Source organism: Candidatus Cloacimonadota bacterium, from assembly GCA_034722995.1.
Taxonomy (GTDB): domain Bacteria; phylum Cloacimonadota; class Cloacimonadia; order JGIOTU-2; family JGIOTU-2; genus JAGMCF01.
Genome location: JAYEOL010000025.1, coordinates 1 through 20,828 on the forward strand (window position 1 = coordinate 1; position 20,828 = coordinate 20,828).

20 protein-coding genes are annotated in these 20,828 nt (G+C 33.0%); 14 read left to right on the forward strand and 6 right to left on the reverse strand.

Translation table 11 applies throughout. From position 1 onward, the window contains the following. Positions 1-264: 264 nt before the first annotated feature. From rpmF to dprA, 14 genes are all read left to right on the forward strand, one after another. The gene (gene rpmF, locus U9R23_03260; GenBank protein ID MEA3475448.1) at positions 265-447 is read left to right on the forward strand and encodes a 50S ribosomal protein L32; all 183 of its coding nucleotides are present in this window, start codon (positions 265-267) and stop codon (positions 445-447) included. 44 nt (positions 448-491) lie between these two features. Beyond that, on the forward strand, positions 492-1,505 hold the full coding sequence (gene plsX / locus U9R23_03265; protein MEA3475449.1) for a phosphate acyltransferase PlsX: 1,014 nt from the start codon (positions 492-494) through the stop codon (positions 1,503-1,505). Beyond that, positions 1,498-2,490 (forward strand): beta-ketoacyl-ACP synthase III, encoded by a 993-nt coding sequence (locus U9R23_03270; GenBank protein ID MEA3475450.1) that lies wholly within the window; start codon positions 1,498-1,500, stop codon positions 2,488-2,490. Before plsX ends, U9R23_03270 begins: the two co-directional genes overlap by 8 nt. Before the next feature lie 171 nt (positions 2,491-2,661). Next, on the forward strand, positions 2,662-3,606 hold the full coding sequence (gene fabD / locus U9R23_03275) for an ACP S-malonyltransferase (protein MEA3475451.1): 945 nt from the start codon (positions 2,662-2,664) through the stop codon (positions 3,604-3,606). After that, positions 3,603-4,343, forward strand: a complete 741-nt coding sequence (gene fabG, locus U9R23_03280) for a 3-oxoacyl-[acyl-carrier-protein] reductase (protein MEA3475452.1) — start codon at positions 3,603-3,605, stop codon at positions 4,341-4,343. The genes fabD and fabG overlap by 4 nt, the downstream gene beginning before the upstream one ends. 54 nt (positions 4,344-4,397) lie before the next feature. After that, entirely contained in the window at positions 4,398-4,637 is a 240-nt protein-coding gene (gene acpP, locus U9R23_03285; protein MEA3475453.1) for an acyl carrier protein, read from the forward strand. Positions 4,638-4,746: 109 nt separating this feature from the next. Next, positions 4,747-5,979 (forward strand): beta-ketoacyl-ACP synthase II, encoded by a 1,233-nt coding sequence (fabF, locus tag U9R23_03290; GenBank protein MEA3475454.1) that lies wholly within the window; start codon positions 4,747-4,749, stop codon positions 5,977-5,979. A gap of 169 nt (positions 5,980-6,148) precedes the next feature. Then, a complete protein-coding gene (gene rnc / locus U9R23_03295; protein MEA3475455.1) occupies positions 6,149-6,928 on the forward strand; it encodes a ribonuclease III in 780 nt (259 codons plus the stop codon). Between the two features lie 2 nt (positions 6,929-6,930). Beyond that, positions 6,931-8,967 carry a hypothetical protein gene (locus tag U9R23_03300; GenBank protein MEA3475456.1) on the forward strand — a complete coding sequence of 679 codons (2,037 nt, stop codon included), beginning with the start codon at positions 6,931-6,933 and terminating at the stop codon, positions 8,965-8,967. Beyond that, positions 8,964-9,509, forward strand: a complete 546-nt coding sequence (locus U9R23_03305) for a flavin reductase family protein (GenBank protein ID MEA3475457.1) — start codon at positions 8,964-8,966, stop codon at positions 9,507-9,509. The genes U9R23_03300 and U9R23_03305 overlap by 4 nt, the downstream gene beginning before the upstream one ends. A gap of 50 nt (positions 9,510-9,559) precedes the next feature. Beyond that, positions 9,560-10,072: a gamma carbonic anhydrase family protein gene (locus tag U9R23_03310; GenBank protein ID MEA3475458.1), complete on the forward strand. Its 513-nt coding sequence runs from the start codon at positions 9,560-9,562 to the stop codon at positions 10,070-10,072. A gap of 156 nt (positions 10,073-10,228) precedes the next feature. Then, positions 10,229-10,615, forward strand: a complete 387-nt coding sequence (locus U9R23_03315) for a four helix bundle protein (protein ID MEA3475459.1) — start codon at positions 10,229-10,231, stop codon at positions 10,613-10,615. A 158-nt stretch (positions 10,616-10,773) separates the two neighbouring features. After that, positions 10,774-11,790 (forward strand): GTPase ObgE, encoded by a 1,017-nt coding sequence (obgE, locus tag U9R23_03320; protein MEA3475460.1) that lies wholly within the window; start codon positions 10,774-10,776, stop codon positions 11,788-11,790. Next, the gene (gene dprA / locus U9R23_03325) at positions 11,791-12,879 is read left to right on the forward strand and encodes a DNA-processing protein DprA (protein ID MEA3475461.1); all 1,089 of its coding nucleotides are present in this window, start codon (positions 11,791-11,793) and stop codon (positions 12,877-12,879) included. It abuts the gene before it with no gap. A gap of 97 nt (positions 12,880-12,976) precedes the next feature. Here the strand turns inward: dprA and U9R23_03330 are convergent, their stop codons facing one another. From U9R23_03330 to U9R23_03355, 6 genes are all read right to left on the reverse strand, one after another. After that, positions 12,977-13,246 carry a co-chaperone GroES gene (locus U9R23_03330; GenBank protein ID MEA3475462.1) on the reverse strand — a complete coding sequence of 90 codons (270 nt, stop codon included), beginning with the start codon at positions 13,244-13,246 and terminating at the stop codon, positions 12,977-12,979. A 96-nt stretch (positions 13,247-13,342) separates the two neighbouring features. Then, on the reverse strand, positions 13,343-14,269 hold the full coding sequence (locus U9R23_03335) for a thioredoxin fold domain-containing protein (protein ID MEA3475463.1): 927 nt from the start codon (positions 14,267-14,269) through the stop codon (positions 13,343-13,345). Between the two features lie 130 nt (positions 14,270-14,399). Further along, entirely contained in the window at positions 14,400-16,067 is a 1,668-nt protein-coding gene (locus U9R23_03340; GenBank protein ID MEA3475464.1) for a FlgD immunoglobulin-like domain containing protein, read from the reverse strand. 822 nt (positions 16,068-16,889) lie between these two features. Continuing rightward, entirely contained in the window at positions 16,890-17,966 is a 1,077-nt protein-coding gene (locus U9R23_03345) for a LysM peptidoglycan-binding domain-containing protein (GenBank protein ID MEA3475465.1), read from the reverse strand. After that, positions 17,941-18,213 carry an acylphosphatase gene (locus U9R23_03350; GenBank protein ID MEA3475466.1) on the reverse strand — a complete coding sequence of 91 codons (273 nt, stop codon included), beginning with the start codon at positions 18,211-18,213 and terminating at the stop codon, positions 17,941-17,943. The genes U9R23_03345 and U9R23_03350 overlap by 26 nt, the downstream gene beginning before the upstream one ends. 114 nt (positions 18,214-18,327) lie before the next feature. After that, a partial coding sequence (locus U9R23_03355; GenBank protein MEA3475467.1) for a glutamate mutase L occupies positions 18,328-20,828 on the reverse strand: 2,501 nt, incomplete at its 5' end.

Genomic DNA, 20,828 nt, shown 5'->3' on the forward strand with positions numbered 1-20,828 from the left:
TCTACTTCGTTAAAGCTTCGTAGAATAAATTCTGATGAGATAAAGCGACAAATATTATAATCGTGAAGAGGAGAATCTTCAATAATAAGATTTTCCTCTTTATTTTTTAGAAAAATAATACAACTACCAAAATACTTGACATCAAATTTATAATAAAATTTTTTCAATTTTAATTATTTAGGTAGAAAAATATGTGTCTTTCCGCCAGCTCCGAGACGGAGTCCCGATAGAATCGGGTCTGGTGGATTATTTTGGAGGAATAGAATGCCAGTACCGAAAAGGAAAACTTCAAAATCAAGAAGTAGAAAGCGTAGAACTCATTATAAAGCAAGCATAGAAGCTACTATAAAGTGCCCGAATTGTGGAGAGCAGATGCGTCCACATTTTGCCTGTCCACATTGTGGATTCTATAGAGGGAAAAAAGTTATTTCAATCTCAGAAAAATAAAGGATTTTGGTAATTATTTTTCAGTTTACTAATTTACTATCATTATGAAAATCGCTTTAGATGCATTAGGTAGTGATAGAGCGCCGTATCCAGAAGTAGAGGGTGCGGTTCTTGCTGCAAATGATAAATTCTGTTCCAAAATCTTCTTAGTAGGAAATCAAGCCATTTTAAAAAAAGAATTAGAACGATTTTATTATCCTAAGAATTCCATCTCTATCATTAATGCAACAGAGCGTATAGATCCATCTAACAAGCCAATTTCTGAGTTAAAAAAGAAGAAGGATTCATCTTTAATCAATGCTGTTAATCTTGTAAAAAATCACGAAGCAGATGCTCTTGTTAGTGCTGGTTCTACAGGTGCTGTTATGGCAGCTTCATTACTTAATTTTGGCCGAATTCCCGAAGTAAACAGACCTGGGTTAGCAATCTCTCTACCAACAATTTCAGAACCTGAAATAGTCCTTGATGTCGGTGCAAATGTTGATTGTAATGCTGATAATTTAGTACAGTTTGCAGAAATGGGAAGCATATATTCGGCTTATTTTCTCAAAAAGAAAAACCCAAAAGTTGCTTTAATCAACATTGGCGAGGAAAGTAAAAAAGGAAATGAGGTTTCAATAGAAGCCCATCGTAGATTACAAAAATTGGCATCTATAAATTTTATTGGTAATATTGAGGGTAAAGATATTCTAAAAGGTGTAGCAGATGTGATTATTTGTGATGGTTTCATTGGAAATATTATGATGAAAACAGTTGAGGGTGTTGCATTTTCATTATTTGAAATATTGAAACAAGAAATCAATAATGATTGGGTAGCAAAGATTGGTGCAATTTTGAGTTATCCTGCTGTCAAACATATAAAGAAAAAATTAGATTATACTGAATATGGTGGTGGCTTCCTTTTAGGAATTAATGAAATATCTATCATTGCTCATGGACGCTCTAATGCCAAAGCTATCTGCAACGCAATCAAATTTGCCAGTTTTTCCAAACAATCAAAATTTTTAGAGCACATCAAAGAATATTATTGTAACTATAAGGAGAAGAAAAGTGAGTGATTATAAAGTAAAATTTGCTGGAATAAGTATGGCAGTGCCTGAAAAAATTCTAACCAATGCTGACCTGGAAAAGATAGTTGATACTTCTGATGAATGGATAAGGACGCGAACAGGAATGATAGAACGCCGTATATCCGATGAGAATACTGCCTCGTCAGATGTTGCATATAAGGCTATTGAAAAATTATTCAAAACTGTGAATATAAAACCCAAGGATATTGATTTAATTATCGTTGGCACTATTACTCCAGACCATCTTTTTCCATCTACCGCTTGTATTTTGCAAAAGAAATTAGGACTTCATCCAATTCCAGCATTTGATATCTCTGCTGGGTGTAGTGGCTTTATTTACGGAGTTACTATTGCTAAACAGTTCATTGAAAACGGTATATCAAAGAATGCATTGGTTGTTGGCGTAGAACTTCTTACCAAAATTACGAATTGGACTGATAGAGGCACCTGTGTGCTTTTTGGAGACGGAGCTGGAGCTGCAGTTCTTACCCGAGCAAAAAAAAGTGAGGTCTCCGGAATTATTGATACTTACATCTCTGCTGATGGAAAATATGGAGACCTGCTTTATATGCCAGCAGGTGGCTCACGAATGCCTGCTTCTGAAGAAACTGTAAAAAAGAACCTTCATACAGTGTATATGGAAGGAAATAAGATATTTAAAGCAGCAGTTAAGGCAATGGCTGATGCTGCTGTCACAATTTTGGAAAGAAATGGGGTTACTGGTGAGGATTTAGATTGGTTAATTACTCATCAAGCCAATCTGAGAATAATAGATGCTCTTGCAAAGAGATTAAAAATGCCACCTCAAAAAGTAATTATAAATATTCAAAAATATGGAAATACTTCAGCAGCAAGTATCCCAATCGCATTTGCAGAAGCAGTGGAAGAAGGTAGAATTAGACGAGGTGACTTGGTTCTTTTAGACGCTTTTGGAGCTGGTTTTACCTGGGGAAGTGTCTTGCTTAGATACTGATGGTGCATTACATAAATATTCGACAAAGAAATGGCAAATTTCAAATATAAAATATTTAGGCATTTGTCATTTTGATTTCATTTGAAATTTGGATTTTGGAATTTGAAATTATTTATTGGTTTCGTGATAATAAAATTTAACTCTTTGCTTAAAGTAAATTAAGTACTAAAAATGGATATACAAAATATTGCTTTCGTTTTTCCCGGTCAGGGTGCTCAATATGTTGGAATGGCAAAGGAATTCTACGATATTCCTAAATATAGAATCTACTTTGATATTGCCAATGAAAAACTTGGCTATGACCTTAAAAACATTATGTTTGAAGGTCCAATGGCTGAGTTGAAGAAAACTCATAATACCCAGCCAGCAATTCTCTTACATAGTATACTTGCATATAAATATTTTAAAAAGAAGTGTGATATTAAACCAAAATTTGTTGCTGGTCATTCCTTAGGTGAATTCTCTGCTCTTGTTGTGGCTGATGTTCTTGATTGGGAAGATGCACTTTATTTAGTTCATAAACGCGGAAAATTTATGATTGAAGCAAGTAAAGATGTCCCTTTCAAAATGGCAGCAATAATTGGTCTCAACAAAGATATTATCGTTGAAATTTGTGATAATATTTCTGGAACTGTTATAGCTGCAAATTTTAATACTCCAATACAGACCGTAATTAGTGGTGAAGATAAGGCTGTTTCTAAAGCAATGGAAAAATGTAAAGATGCTGGTGCAAGAAGAGTTGTTGAACTAATAGTTGGCGGTGCGTTCCATTCACCTTTGATTGCTAAGTCTGCTGAATGGCTAAATGCAGAAATGAATAAAATTTCTTTCAAAACTGCGAAGATTCCTGTAATATCTAATTTCAAAGCAAAACCGGAGACAGAGCAAAAAGAGATAATGGAGAACCTAACACAACAAATCAAATCTCCAGTTAGATGGGTAGAAAGTGTTGAATATATGATAAAAAACAGAGTTGACACTTTTGTTGAGTTTGGTCCGGGCAAGATTGCCTCTGGAATGATAAAAGCTATTGATAGAAATACTAATAGATATAATGTTGATAAGATGGAAGATGTAGATAAGGTTCTGGATGGGATGGAGAGAGAGCTCCAATGAAAAAATTGTCCGGAAAAACCGCCATTATCACCGGTAGTGCCAGAGGAATCGGAAAATGTATCGCTGAAAAATTTTCAGAAAACGGCGCAAATATAGTTATAGTTGATATTCTTCAGGAAGAAATAGATAAAACTGTTGAATCAATAAAAGTTGCAAATCCCAATATAATCGGGGTAAAATGTAACATAACAAAGGAAGATGAAATTGAAAGTTGTGTAAAGAGGGTTTTAGAGAGATTTGAATCAATAGATATCCTTGTAAATAATGCTGGCATAACAAGAGACAAGTTACTTATGCGGATGACTCTTGCAGATTGGGAAGCTGTAATCAGAGTAAACTTGACAGGCACATTCCTGTTTACTCAAAAAGTATCTAAAGTTATGATGCGACAGAGAAAAGGAAAGATTCTAAATATTGCTTCAGTAATAGGTTTAATAGGAAATGCCGGGCAAGCTAATTACGCTGCTTCTAAAGGTGGAATAATTGCATTTACAAAATCAATTGCAAAAGAACTGGCTTCAAGAAATATCAATGTTAATGCTATTGCTCCGGGTTTTATAAAAACTGAAATGACTGACAAATTACCGGAACCAATACAAGAAAGCTATCTTAAAAACATCCCTTTAAAAAGATTTGGTACCAAAAAAGATGTAGCGAATCTGGCACTTTTTTTATGTTGTGAAGATTCAGATTATATAACTGGACAAGTTATTGTAATTGATGGTGGGATGATTTAAAGTTAAAAGAAATTAGTAATTTCCGATATAATCGGATATTATAAAGGAGAAAGAATGGACGAAAGCATCAAAGAGAAAGTAAGGGAAATCATAACTACGCAATTAGGCGTGACAGAAAATGAAGTCACAGATGAAGCTGCTTTCATTGAAGACCTTGGCGCAGATTCTCTGGATACCGTAGAATTGATTATGCAGTTTGAGGAAGAATTTGATATAGAAATTTCTGATGAGGATGCTGAAAAATTAACTACAGTTGGCAAGGCGATTGAATATCTTGAAGAAAAACTAAAATAATACCCCCCACAGACCTGTCTACTGTCCATTTTGTCCTCATTTAGACCCCCAAACTTACAAATGACATAGACAGGGATGTGGGTTTTCCCTCTTTTTGAAAGGAAAAATAATGAAACCAAAAAAAGTTGTTGTAACAGGATTAGGAACAATAAATCCATTAGGAAATAGTGTTGAAGAGACATGGAAAAATCTATGTTTGGGAAAATCAGGTATTTCTCGTGTAGAAGGACTTGATACTGAGATTGCCTCAAAAATAGCTGGCCAGGTAAAAAATTTTGATGTATTTGAGTATTTAGATAGAAAAGAAGCACGCAAAATGGATCAATACTGCCATTATGCATTGGTATCTGCTATTCAGGCAATGAAAGATGCAGATTTAGACTCTATTCAACATATGAAATTAGGCGTGATAACTGGAACAGGAATTGGAGGAATGCAAACTTTTGAACACCAGACAGCAGTCTTTCTTCAAAAAGGACCGCGTAAAGTCAGTCCATTTTTTATACCTAAGATGATATCAAATATAGCTGCTGGGAGAATTGCTATTCACTTTAATGCAAGAGGGATTAATTTCAATATTACATCTGCGTGTGCTTCAAGTGCGAATGCAATAGGAGAGGCTTATAGAGCTATAAAATTTGGAGCAGCGGATGTGGTAATTGCTTGTGGCTCTGAGGCAGCTGTAACTCCATTTACACTCGCTGGATTTTCTGCTATGAGAGCCCTTTCTGTCCGAAATGATTCACCAGAAACAGCAAGTAGACCATTTGATTTGGAGAGAGATGGATTTGTGCTCTCAGAAGGAGGCGGGACAATTATTTTAGAAGAATATGACCATGCTAAAAAACGAGGAGCAAAGATATATGCCGAGATGGTGGGATACGGTGCTACCAGTGATGCCTTTCATATAACAATGCCTGCACCAAATGGGGCAGGTGGTGCACAAGCAATGAGAAATGCCCTTCAGGATGCGAATATTCAACCTCAGGATATTCAGTATATAAATGCTCATGGCACATCAACCCCGCTCAATGATAAATGTGAAACCGCAGCAGTAAAAACAGTTTTTGGTGAACATGCCTATAAATTAAAAATTAATTCTTCAAAATCTATGATGGGACATACACTTGGTGGTGCAGGTGCAATAGAAGCAATGATTCTAATTAAATCAATTCAAGAGCAGAAGATCCATCCGACAATTAATCTTTTTACACCCGACCCTGAATGTGATTTGGATTATAATCCTAAAAAAACTATTGATTTGCAAATTGAATATGGAATGAGTAATTCTTTCGGTTTTGGCGGTCATAATGCTGTTCTTATTTTCAAAGGAATAGATTAGTATCTAACCACAGATTCACACAAACAATCATAGATTGTATTTAGATATAAGCATTATAAAGAATTACAAATTTGCAATAACTCATTTTGGACATTGTGAGCCAAAAAGTCATTGGGTCGTTTTTTGTCTGTCTTTTTTGCATAAATCCATTAAAAATAACTAAAAAACTATGAAACAAAACAAGAGTGCCGCAGTTGGAAAAATTATTTCAAACCACAATAAAAAAATAAATAATTGGAGAAAGTCCCTTAATGATTTAGAAAAGGAAATAAACTACTCATTTAAAAACAAAAAACTATTAGAAGATGCATTAACACATAAGTCCTTTATGAAGGGAATAAAAACCAATAAATCTCCAATGGGAAATAAATCCGAGACAATGGAATTCTTAGGTGACTCTGTTTTAGAATTAATTGTTTCGGAATTCTTGTATAACAAATTTCCAGATGAAAATGAAGGCAATTTATCAAAAATACGCTCAAAAATAATAAGTAAAAATTTCCTATACAAAAAATCCAGAGAGATTGAACTTAGTAAATATATTCTTATTGGAGATAATGGATTGAAGAATAAATTAAAAAAAAATATTTCTATCAACTCAGATGCTATGGAATCACTATTTGCGGCAATATTTTTGGATAGTTCTTATGTGGAAACCAAATATGTTATTGAAAATACGATATTAAGCAATTGGGAAGATGCGGTAAATGCCGAAGATTTAAAAAACTTCAAAAGTTACTTACAGGAGTGGTCTCAAGCTAAATTTGGTGAAAATCCTGAATATGAAATAATAAAAGAATCTGGTCCGGAGCATAGAAAAAAATTTTATGTTAAAGTAAAAGTGATTGATAAGTATAAATCAAAAGGAAATGCGAAAACTAAAAAAGCAGCTGAGCAAAATGCTGCAATGAATTTAGTAAAAAAATTAAAAATTATTGAGAAAATTTAGCAATGATTTTTTTTGTTTTAGCAATTATATCAGCATTACTTGTTTTTTTTTACTATCATAAAACAAATCCGCATATCTCAACTTCTTTAAAGTGGATACTTGGTATAATTCGCTTTTTGTTCTTCTTTGTTGTGCTGATACTTTTGATAACCCCAATCTTACATTTTCATAAGAAAAAACAACAACAACCCTTTTCAGCAATTGCACTTGATATGAGCGGAAGCATGAATCAAATCTTTGCAAACGAGATGACAAAAAAGACGATTTCAAAAGAATTTGTTTCAAAATTAGAAGATTTTCTTAATAAAAAAAATATTAATTATAAAACTTATAATTTTAGTAATGGACTACAAAGCGATACTCTAAAAACAGATATTTTTCTTTCATTAAATGAAATTCAAAAAAAAGAAAAAGACCAGAACCTTTCCGATATAATTCTTGTTTCAGACGGACTAAATCATAACAACAATAATTTTCCTATATTGAAAGAGATTAATATACCAGTTTCAGTAGCCATTCTTGGAGAAAATCCAAAGTATTTAGATATAGCGATAAAAGATGTTATTACAAATAATCCTGTTTATCTTAATACAGAAACTGAAATAAAGGTTGTAGTAGAAGGTAATCTGTATGGCAAAGATATTGTTGTGAAATTGTGGGATGAGGATAAATTGGTTTCCAGCAAGGATTTTTCAGATATAGAAAAATCAAATGAATTTCTGATTTCATACATACCAACGAATATCGGATTTAAAAAGATGAGAATTTCCGTGGAATTGAAAGAAGAAAATGAATCAAATTTAATAAATAATCAAAGGGAGTTCTTACTGAATGTTGTGAAAGATCGTGCTCAAATACTTATGATTACTTCACAATTAAATTGGGATGTCGCATTTATTCATAAAGCTTTGGCAAAAAATGAAAAGCTGAAACTTAATCTTATTGAGAAACGAAAAGATGGCTATTATTTAGAGAATGATAAAGTTTCTGTGACAGATTTTTTGGTTAAATCTGACATCTTAATAATGCATAATAGAAATAGGTTTGGTTTTACAGATAAAACATATAATGAAATAAAGAATTTTGTCAAACGGGGTGGAAATATACTGTATATTGATAAAGTTGATAAAGAATTAAATGATATATTACCATTATATCAAAGTAAGTATATAAAAGAAGTTAATGTGAATTTATTGCTTACCTCATTAGCTGATGATTATAAAACATTTTCAATTAGAGAAAGCGGAAAAGAGATGAAAAAAATATTGGAAGAACTTCCACCAATTGCCACCTATTTTTATTCTCCACAGAAAAATGCCGAGGTTCTTGCTATCGCAGATGTGCCAACTCAGAATCCTGTTATTGCATTTTCGTCATATTTTGATGGAAATGTTTTGATGCTTGCTGCAAATAGTTTCTACCTTTGGAAAATGTGGGAAGACCCGCAAAGTGAGTGGTTTGATGAGTTTTTTAATTCAATTGTCCAATGGCTTATCAATACCGACATTAAGAAGCGTTTTATTTGTGCAACAGATAAACTTCAGTATATGGAAGGTGAACCAGTAGATTTTTCCACTTTGATTTTTGACGAAAGAATGAATATGATTTCAAATCAGGATATTTTATTAAAAGTAAAAAAAGACGATAAAATTATAGAAAAATACTTAACTGAACAGGATAATAAATATTTGATAACTTTAGATGGCTTGACAAAAGGAAAATACCATTATAAAGTAGAATGTGTATTAGGGAATAATTTGCTTGTTGATAAAAGCGAATTCTTGATTGAATCTCTTCCCCTTGAAGAAAGTTCTACTGGAATTAATACCTCGTTCCTAAAATTTATTGCATCCCAAACAGATGGTAAAATTGTTGAGAATGAAAAAGATTTTGAAAATTTGCTAACTATAAGAAGAGAGCCGAAGCAAATTGTATTAACCACAGAAATTGAATTATGGAAAAAATGGTATATTCCTGTTGTTGCAATTTTATTAATTTCCTCAGAACTTTTTATCAGACGAAGAAAGGGATTATTATGATAGAATGTAGTAGAGTAGATGCAATAAAAAGAATGAATAAGCCAGCCCGTTTGGCATTAGTCGTTTCAAAATCAGAGGATAGTGGACCTAATATTATTACTTTGCAGTGGTTTATGCATACCTCTTTTGAACCGCCTATGTTTGCCATTTCTATTGCACATAAACGATTTTCTTATAAACTTTTATCTGAAAACAGAAAATTTGTTTTAGCAATTCCTTCAACCAAAATGGCAGAACAGACCCTTGCTTGTGGTACTACATCTGGTAGAGATATTGACAAGATTAGGGAATTTGATATTAAAGTTAGGAGAGGGAAACTCTCTGATATTCCTATTTTGCTTGATGCAGTTGCAAATTTTGAATGCAAAACTGTATCACAAATAAGAAGTGGTGACCACACGATTTTTATCGGTGAGGTAAAATACTCCTGGCAGAATAAAAACACGAAACTTAAGCCATTACTTTCAGTTCTCTATGATAGAAACTATAAGGTCTTAGCAAGGGATGGCAGGTATATTTTAGGAAAGATAAGGACAAAGTAATACCGCTAAATTTGCAATTGTTTTTTTGAAATTCATTTATAGGAGTCAAAATGGTTCTAAAATATCTAAACACAAAGCCCAAAATCGGCAAAGATGTTTTCATCGCAGAAGGTGCAAAGGTAATAGGGGATGTGGAAATAGGAAACTATAGCAGTATCTGGTTTAATGCTGTTGTGCGAGGTGATGTGAATTACATTAAAATTGGTGAAAAAACAAATGTGCAAGATAATTGTGTGCTTCATGTTACAAACGAGACTGCACCGCTGAATATCGGCTCTGGGGTTACAATCGGTCATGGAGTAATTCTTCACGGATGTACAATTGAAGATAACTGCCTAATTGGAACTGGAAGTATTATCTGGGATGGAGCAGTGATAGGGGAAGGGTCTATTGTTGGTGCCGGTGCTGTTGTCTTAGCGAATTTCAAAGCTCCTTCTCGCTCATTGATAATTGGAATGCCAGCAAAAATCAAAAGAGATGTGCCTGATAAACACTATCAGGAAATTCTTGAATCAGCAGAACATTATGTAAAATATGCACAAGATTATATGCTAAAAAATTAAGAATTGATACTCTTTATTTATAAGAAAAAGTTTGCTAACATTTCTTGGGCTGTAGATAAGTTGAAAAAAAAATATGGTGAGGAAATTATAAATATTGGCCAATAAATACTGTCATTGAGTCATTAGGTCATTAAGTCATTAATGAGGAGCATTTATATGAGATTAGAAGAACTTGAAGTTTATCAACTTACAATGAAGCTGGGAGAGCATATCTGGAAAGTTGTTGCTAAGTGGAATTATTTTGCAAAAGACATCCCGATAAATATCGGGAGCAAACAATTGGTCAGGTCAGCAGACTCAATCTCCGCAAATTTGGGTGAAGGTTATGGCAAATTTTTCTATAAAGAGAATAGACAATTCTGCTATTATAGTCGAGGTTCTCTTTACGAAACAAAGACACGGCTAACAAAATCACATAATAGGGGGTTGCTCAGTGATGCTGATTTTCAGGCCTTACAAGAAGATATTGAGAAAATCGCTTTGAAACTAAACAATTATATCAACTCAACAGGAAAACGAAAAAATGACATCAATACCCAATGACTTAATGACCTAATGACATACTGACTTAATGACCCAATGACGCGAAGCATAATGACTATAAATGACGCTCCGAAGGAGCAAATGACTCAATGACAGCGAACGAAGTGAGCGAATGACGGCTTTAGCCATTATGACAGCGAACAAAGTGAGCATTTTTTATGTTTATTGATTACGCAAGAATAAAAGTAAAAGGCGGAAGAGGTGGCAATGGCTGCTTGAGTTTCCGTCATGAAAAATATGTTCCATTTGGTGGACCTGACGGTGGAGACGGTGGCAAAGGTGGAGATGTAATTATAATTGGAGATGAGAATCTTAATACGCTTTTGAACTTTAAATATAATAAGCATTTCTCTGGCGAAAAAGCACAACATGGTCAAGGTTCTAATAAAACAGGTCATTCAGGTAAGGATAAAATATTAAAGGTGCCTTTGGGAACTGAAATATTTGAACTTAATGAAAATGGTAAACGAATTAGAAAATTAGTAGATATATCCTATGAAGGTCAAAAGATAACTTTAGCTAAAGGGGAAAAAGGCGGAAAAGGAAATGCAGCTTTTGCAACCCCAACAAATCAAGCTCCACGAAAGTTTGAATCAGGGAAATTGGGTGAAGAAAAATATCTGGAATTAGTGCTTAAATTAATGGCAGATGTGGGCATTGTCGGATTCCCAAATGCTGGCAAATCTACATTAATAAGTCATATTTCATCTGCTCATCCTAAAATAGCTGATTACGAGTTCACTACGCTTGAACCCTGCCTTGGGGTCGTGAAATTAAGCTCTTATCAGACATTTGTTATAGCTGATATCCCGGGTATCATAGAAGGTGCTCATCAAGGAAAAGGATTAGGCGACCAGTTCCTCCGTCATATTGAACGAACAAAAATCTTGCTGTTCTTAATAGATATTACTTCAAAAAATATATTAAAAAAATTTGAAATTTTAAAAAATGAATTGCATCTTTATAATCAAAATCTTGATAAAAGAAAATTTTTGGTAGTATTGAATAAAGTTGACCTTTTATCCAATGATACAAAAAAAGAAAGAATAGAGAATATAAGAAAGAATTTTTCAAAAAATATAAGAAAAAATGTTATAGCCATTTCAGCTATTACAGGTGAAAATATCTCAGCATTAAAAAATAAAGTATATCAAATTCTTCAAGAGAGAGATTAGATGGATAAAAAAGAATATCGTGACTGGTTAAAATTAGTTTCTATTAAAGGCATAGGACAGGGGAAAATTCGTAGACTTTTGAAGATTTTTCATTCTCCAGAAAAAGTTTTTGACGCCAACAAACATCAATTATCTAATTTAACTTTTCTTTCTAAAAATGCAGTTAATGAAATTTCAAAAAACGAGAATGAGGAATTTATTGAGAATCAATTAAAATTGTTAGAAAGATATGATGTTAGACTTATATCTATCACTGATGAGGAATATCCTGATTTGTTAAAATTTATCTATGACCCGCCGATTCTTCTATATATTAAAGGAGAGATTTTGCCGCAAGACAGCAGAGCTATTGCAATTGTCGGCACACGCAAGCCAACAAATTACGGCAGACTTTCTGCCATAAAAATCGGAGTAGAAATAGCAAGGACAGGATTTACTATTGTAAGCGGATTGGCTTATGGTATTGATAGTTGTGCTCATAAGGCAGCTCTTGATGCTGGCGGAAGAACCATTGCGGTTTATGGGACTGGTTTAGATATTGTTTATCCAGCTGTGCATAGAGCTCTTGCAAAGGATATTATTCAATCCGGTGCTTTAATTTCAGAATTCCCTCTGGGAACCAAAATTGAAGCGTGGAATTTCCCAACAAGAAATAGAATAATTAGTGGGATGTGTAAAGGGACTTTTGTGATTGAAGGTAAAAAAACAAGTGGTGCATTACTTACTGCAAAAATGGCGTTAGAACAAAATCGTGATGTCTTTGCTTTACCTGGAAATATCAATTCTCCTCAAAGTGAGGGACCAAACTATTTGATAAAATTAGGTGCAAAAATTGTTACTAAAGCAGAGGATATTTTAGAAGAATATCATATTAAGATGCAAGTTGAATCTGAAAAAATTACTCCAAAGATGACGAAAGAGGAGGGAGAAGTCTATAAATTATTACAGAAAAATGATAGAAATCTTGGATTAGATGAGATGGTTACACTTTCAGATTTTTCCCCAGCCCGGATATCTGCAATGCTTCTTAATATGGAATTAAAGGGAATTATTAAAAGAGGTGCACAAAATAGATATTGGCTTGTGTAAGATATTCGTAAATTTTTTTATTATATTATCTTAAACAAAGAAGGCGACATCTCAAATGTCGCCTTCTTTTTTGGGAATAAATATTATGTAATAGAAATTACTTTATAATTCCTAAGAGATCAGACTTCTGGACAATAAGATATTTTGTTCCCTCAAGTTCAATTTCAGTTCCACCATATTTAGCATAAATAACCTTGTCACCTTCTTTGACAATCTTTTTAAGGTCTTCATCATTTCCAACTGCAATAACTTTTCCAATTTGTGGTTTCTCTTTTGCAGTATCTGGAATGATGATATTTCCAACCTTTTTCTCTTCATTTTCTATTGATTGAAGAAGAACACGGTCATCAATAGGTTTAATCTTCATTACATCCTCCTGTTAATTTTTTATAAAATATGATTTAAACTACTATTGAAATTTATAGAAAATTTAAGTCTTATATTATTAATCGTCAAGAAATATTTAATTTTTTTTGATTTTTTCTTGCTCTACTGTAGAGTTAATGTAATTTATGAATTCTACGGCGTCTTTTCTTAAAGAACTCTCGGGGAAATCATAGAGTATTTTCTCTAAAGCACCTTTTGCTTCAAGGAAATTTTTCAATCTATAAAGGCATAATGCATGATTGAAAAGAATCATATCCAGGTCTGAATAATCTGGGTATTCAGTCTCAATTTGAGTTAATCTTTCTAATGATTCAGTATATTGATAACGTTTATAATATAACATTGCAATTTCTGCTTGAATTTCCGGGATTTCCATAATTAATGTGTCTGAAGGATTGGCTTTCTCTATTCTTTTTAAAATAGAATTATATATTTCTTCTGCTCTGTCATAGTTCCCTCGCCTTTTATAGACCTCTGCAAGTTGTTTATGAATGTCAATGCTATCAGGATGTAATTCAGCATTTTTAAGTAAGTTTGAAAAATAATTTTTATTATTTAGAATAAAGCTTGCTTTTTTAATGAATTGTTCAGCAGGCAGATAACCAATAATTCTATCAATTTCACCTGTCCCCGCGGTCCCCGATCCAATCCCCGATTTAATCGGGGGGGAGTGGACAGGATTAACAAAAATGATTGTTGGCAGTCCAGTTACATTGTAATGGTTAGCAAAATCCCTATTTTTTTCAATACTTGTATTTATCTCTATGGGCACAAAATTATCCTTTAATAGCTCAATTACATTAGAGTCCTGAAATGTGGTTTCATGCAATTTTTTACACCATCCGCACCTGTCTGAAGAGAAGTCTATCATAATTACTCTGTTTTCATTTTTTGCTTTTTCTATTGCCTCAGGAAATGAATCTGTCCATTGTAAAGAATCCTGGGCTAAAAGTATAGTTGATAATAAGAATAGTATAACAATTATGAAAGATATTTTTTGCATTTTATATTCCTAATTTTTTGAATATTATTTTTGAACTTCTTATTAAGAAAAATTATTCTCTGTCAATAAAAAGAGACCTTCAATCTGTTAGGTGACTGATTGAAGGTCTTAGAATATGGTTGGAGAAGTCTTATCGTATCAAAATCATCTTTTTAACTTCACTATAATTCTCAGTCTTCAGTTGATAGAAGTAAATTCCATTAGAAAGTTGATTTCCATTTTCATCTCTGCCATCCCATATAATTGACGATTGATGATTGACAATTGAGAAATTCCTTACCAACTGCCCTTTTAGGTTATAAATTTTTATCTGTGTTAATCTGTCCACCCTCCGTAGCATTGCTACTGCGGAGGACGGGTGCAAATCCGTGGCTAAATGAAATGAAATTGTGGTTGTCCCGATTTTATCGGGATTAAATGGATTTGGATAGTTCTGATACAAGACATTAGCTATTGGAGAATGATGCCAGTCATCTACACCAACATTCCCATATCTTGGTTTTAGTGTCGGATCACCAAGTAAAACCATTGCATAACCGTTAGGTTTCCATGGATCTTGCCCTTGATTAAGTATATCCAAATCAATAATTTCATTAAGTGATTCTCCAAAATTTCCTTCATTTCCTAAAGTTGAAAAAAAACCAACACCATCCATATCATAAATACCAACAGGTGAAGGAGCTCTTGCACTATAACCAATACTTATTTGGCCTTTATCAGAAGAAAAAACATAATGATTTAACATGCAATCAGGATTAATAAACCATCCCGAATAACAGCCATTGATAAGATAAAATAAAGTTTGAGGATTTATACCTGGAATTTCAGAATTAAAGATATTATCCCACTCACCATTTGCCTGGAATCCATGGCTCATAGAGTTTGAATGTGCAGCAAGCCATATTAACTGGTAGCCTTGCTGTAATCTTATGTTATAATCATCAGCAGTAGTTTCATTTGTGTCACTTATTGCAACAATATTTGGATAAACCTGTCCTAATTGTAATATTGCACTTGGAGCTTGGTGGTAAGCCCAGTCATCAAAGTAAATTAAAGCACTATCTGAACTTGTTAGTTCTTCAATCCTATAACTATGATTTTTTTCAAAATAATTTGTTAGTCTTTGGATTTCTCCTCCAAATATGTTATTACCATAAGTTAAGTTACTTGCATCAATTCTTCCTAAATAAATTTCAGTTTCCCTATCACCGTTACCATCAATATGTGTATCATAAATTCCATCAGAGCCGGGAATTAGAGTATTTGTATCAGGGTCATACATTAAAGTGTCTAGCCATGAACCATCAACATCTCTAAAAAAAGTTTCTGTTGGAAATTCTTGGTAAATGGTACCCATACTAGCCATTCCCTGATACATTACATGAGGAAACTGGCCAACAAAAATTGCTCCAGCAATATTGTCTTGCTCATACTCTTGTCTTAAAAAATTTCTTAAAGAGTCTGGCGAATTGATATCACAGTCATAAATTGAAACATCGTAAGGTTCATTTTCATTTTCTAAATCATTGGAATATTGAAGTAAATGATTTTCTAAACTATCATAAACAGCTGAATTAACTAAAACATCAAATTTACCTCCAGACCTTTGGCCTTTTTGTTTCTCTGTAAATGGCTCTTTCCATCTGGATGAATAAACCAGTCTGGCTTTAACATTTGTAGTATTAAGAGCAAAAGAAATCGGAGTTGAAAAATTAATCACAAGAAAGCAAATAGGAAGCAGGAATAACCTTTTCCAAAACCAGGATAGAAATATACTATTTGTTAAATAATTTTTCATAGTTTATTTCCCCTTTCTTGTATTTTGAATGGATGAGATCTGCAAAATAGATAGTTTTCATTTTTTTATGGAAATATTATAGAAAACTTTTAATTAACCTCAACCTCTAACTCCTTCTCCTGCAAGGAGAAGGAGAATTTTGTCTTCCTCTCCGCCAGCTGGCGGAGAGGATTGAGGTGAGGTCAAAAAAACCTTATTTTGCATAACTCATGTATTTTGAATAACTCAACTAATTCAGATTGCTTATCCTGATATATCAGGATCCCACCTGCTTTCACCTATTTTCCAGTCCTTCTCATCCGCCAGTCCCGATGAATCGCGACTCCGTCTCGGAGTTGGCGGATGGAATATTCAGTTAGGTCGTCAGTATAATCACTCATAAATAAACAGTATTTCTCCTCAAACAGCATATCTATTAGTTCTCTAACTTTTTTAGGAAAATCATTATTACTTAAGAGTTGTATCTCTCTTTTTCCCGATATATCGGGATAGATATTCGTTTTTGGGAAGCGTTATGTTCTCCATTAATCCTCTTTTTATTTTTTTATTTTATATACTTGAGTCCACTATAAAAAGTCATATTTATGTTTTTATAAACCGTTAAAACGGTTATAGGCAGGTTATGGTTTCATTAACACCCAACTTAAGTTGGGTGTTAATAAGAAGATAGAAATACCCAACCGTTTCAACGGTTTCCCAATTTAAAAGAGAATATCAAAATATTTCATTTTTGACCTTTTTAGAGTGGGCTCATACTTATTTTTTTAGAAACATTCTTGTCAATTTTTTTCTAATTAAATTGAATTATTGCAAATACTTAAATTATGGTAAAAACTTCTCCGGATCCATTGCCCTTCCATCCAATCTTACTTCAAAATGGACATGAGACCCTGTTGTGTTTCCAGTCAAACCAATAGTTGCGATTTTCTCACCTTTTTCCACATTATCACCTTTTTCTACAAAGTTTTCATCATTATGAGCATAAACGGTCATAAGACTGTGGTCGTGTTTCAGAATAATGACATTGCCATAACCTCTTTGCCAGCCTGTATATGCAACTTCACCGTCTAATACAGATTTTATAGGAGTTCCGACAGGAGCAGAAATATCCAGTCCTTTGTGAGGCTTACCATCACGCATTCCAAATGGTGATGTGATTTTTCCATTGCAGGGCCATATAAGACCATATCTCTTTAAATATTTAGATGGGATTTTGGGTCTAATTTTAGTATATTTTTCCAAAGAACCTTTTTTGGGTTCTAATAAAAGCTTTTGACCTACAAAAATCTTAGTTGAACTCAGATTATTATATTGTTTTAATTCATAAATTGAAAGGTTATATCTTAATGCAATTCTATAAAGGTTCTCACCTTTTTTTACTATATGAAGTTTAGGTTTTGAGGTTGATACCGGTTTTTGTTTTATAGTTTTGGACTTACTTTTTTTTTGAATAACAACTGTTTTACTGGGTATAGATTTCAGCCAAATTTTTTCTCCAGCCATTATCGTGTAAGAGGAAAGTTGATTGAATTCCATTAATTCTTCTAATGAAAGTCCATACATTTTGGAAATTCTATACAGAGTCTCACCCTTTTTAACAAGATGATAGCCCGATTTTGGAATTTCTCGTTGGGTTACATAATATTGTTGTGAACTCTTTTTTTCAACAATGTATATTTTCTGTCCAACCAGGATTTTATCTGAAGTCAGATTATTGATTCTTTTTAATGCTTCTATTGAAAGACCGTACTTTTTGCCGATAGAGTATAATGTATCTCCTTTTTTAACAATGTGGTATTTCTCGGATTTAGTAATATATTTGGGACTTGGCGAGAAACCTGACAAGCCTAAAAGCGAGAAAATAAGAACAAATTTAATAAGTGATTTTGAATGTATCATAATCTATTGAATCAGGTATTTCTTGTAGTTCAACCTTATCAATTCTTGATGCTGGTGGTCCGATTTTTATCTGTTTTAAGAATCTTTCAACATTTTGTTCAGAGCCAATGGTAACCGCTTCAACATCGCCATTCCACAAATTTTTTACATATCCTTTGATGTTCAACTTAAGAGCAAGTTCATAAGCAAAATAACGAAAGCAGACGCCTTGCACCCTGCCAGAAATGGTGATTTTGATTTTCTTCATATTTTAATAAAATTTTAGTGATTTTATATGGAGTGCCTGCCTTCGCGTAGCTACGGCGAAGCAAGGCGAAAACGAGTTCTGAATTTATTCAGGGCGAACTTTCAGTACTCCATATCAAAAAACAATAATTTTTGGTCTAACAACTCCTGCACGAATCTGTGTGTAACCATTAATATATACCAATTTTTTATCGGATTTTTTGAAGAATTTCCTATAACTATCATTCATAGAAAAATCCCCGAAACCTTCAGTTAAAATAATTGGATAGGGGATTTTTTCGCTACCAGTCAATGCAACTCCTATCTCTTCTCCAATAAATTTTACTAAATCTTTATTGTCAATAGATGGTGCAATAATTCCCGAGATTCCTGCTTCTGCTCCTTGTTTTAAAGTATCAAACCTAATTTTTTCAGAGCAAACAATAATCTTATTCTTATATTTCTCTTTTGAGAGTTCAAAAGAGTTTCCTGCAAGAGAAAGCAATTCACCCGTTGCCTCGCCACCAAAACCGATAGTTCCACATAAATTGCTTCCTTCATATTCTATTACTGCTGATAAATTCTTTTCAACTTCAATAACCTTACCAGTTACACCAGCAAATTTTTGATATGGCTCTTTTTTGTAATGAATTGTAACAGTCCCTTTTTCTAAGTTAATATTGGTAATTGTACCTGTTGAAGGGGCAGGAATAAAGATTGCCTTTCCTCTCTCAAAAGAATCTGACCTTAATGCAAGGGATTCATAAGCATTAACAAAATCCCCTTGTTTTTTCTTCAAATAGCCCTTAAGATGTTTTGGAGAAATACCCAATTTCTTAGATACATTTACAGTAACAGGTTTAGTTGAGTAGTCTTGGATTTCTCGTAAGATTATTGTGCCTGCTTCAAAGTTGATTTCTTCTACAATTCCCCGAACAGGTGAACGATATACTGTAGTCTTTCCTGAAAAAGCAATAGCTAAGCTGCTTGTGTGTGTATCTATGAGTTTTTGTCCAAAATTTATCTTATCCCCTTTTTTAACAAGGATACTTTGCCTCATTAGGTCAGGATTTAACTCTAAATAATCCAGAGTGAAAACAGACAAGACATAGATTTTAGGCGGGTCATAACGATTTTCACCAATCAATGTATTTGGCTGAACTTCATCTCCAACATTAACCAGAATTTCGCCTTTATATGGCAAAGACCTTTTTATTGTATGTGTTCCATATTCAATATTTTTTTTCTCTAACATTTCCGCAAAACATTCATTTAATTCTTTCTGCGAACTATCAAATTTGTAAAGATTTAATTCTTGACTCATTTTTTTGAATGATGTAAGCTCTTTTTTTCTTGTATCTATTAAAATCGGTAATTCAGAGGTAAGACTAATTTTTCCTTCAGAATTTTGTAGATAAAATCCTTTTTCTAATTTAATTTCTATCTGATTTTTTTCATTTTTCTCATTTGGAATAAATTTTACTTCATTACTATTGATAGAGTATTTGATTTCGTTTTCTTTACTTTTAATTGTAATTGATAGAACTTTTTGGTCTTCTTTCATTTTTTTGTAAATGGGTTTAATTACCAATGCGATTTTTTGATAGCATTCTTTTTCAAGTAGTGTTAAAGCAAGGTCTGGGTCTATATCACTCAACTTTCCTAAATGTGGTGAGATAAAATGGTTATCGCGCCAGATTTCTGTTATACCCTGAGGATTAAGTCCATCAACTACACAAATCAATGCTTGTCGTATATTTGGAGAATTAGAAATAATTCCACCAGCGCCAATCATAATATTAATATCTTTTTGATGAAACTTTCGTTTATCATTCATTTTTTCAATATAAAAGATTTCTACAAACTTGTCAAAATCTCTTTCTTTTAGTTTATTTAAGAAGCCAACTTTTACTGTATTGAAGTGCATTTTCATATGATGTTTTTTTGCCATTCTTATTGCTTCACGAGCTGCTGAATGCTCAATAGCAAGCTGATAGTTATCTTTGGGAATATATGCAGGATAAAGCATTTTATTGCTTATGTAATTTCTAATATAATTTTCTGACATCTCATTTGGTAACCATCGTTTGATATTTTCAAAACCGGTATCTGCCATAACATTAGAAATACTATAACTCATTCCATAATTAGCACTAACTGTCCGATAATATCTTCCCAAAATATTTGAAAAGATATCAGTAGTTGCTCCTCCAATATCAACTGCCATAACATTCTGATTTAATTTTTTGCTGATAAGTTTTAATGTTTTGATTACTCCGGATGGTGTGGGAATGATAGCATCATAGACGAATTTTTTAACATCACCATAACCAGGTGCTTGCTCCATTACATTATCCATAAAGAGTTGATGAATTTTCTTTTGTGCCGGAGATAAGTTTTCCTCCTTCAAAGTAGGTCTTAAATTTGGAACTATGTGCAAGTCAAATTGATTAGAGAATAGTGATTTTATAAAAGATTGAGCATTTTTGTTTCCAGCATATACTAATGGTATTTTTGTTTTTTCTCCAAATTTTGGTTTAGGGTTTGCAAGCGAGATTAGTTCCCCCAATCTAACAATACTACTAATATTCCCACCATCTGTTCCGCCTGCGAAAAGAATTATGTCCGGACGAAGAA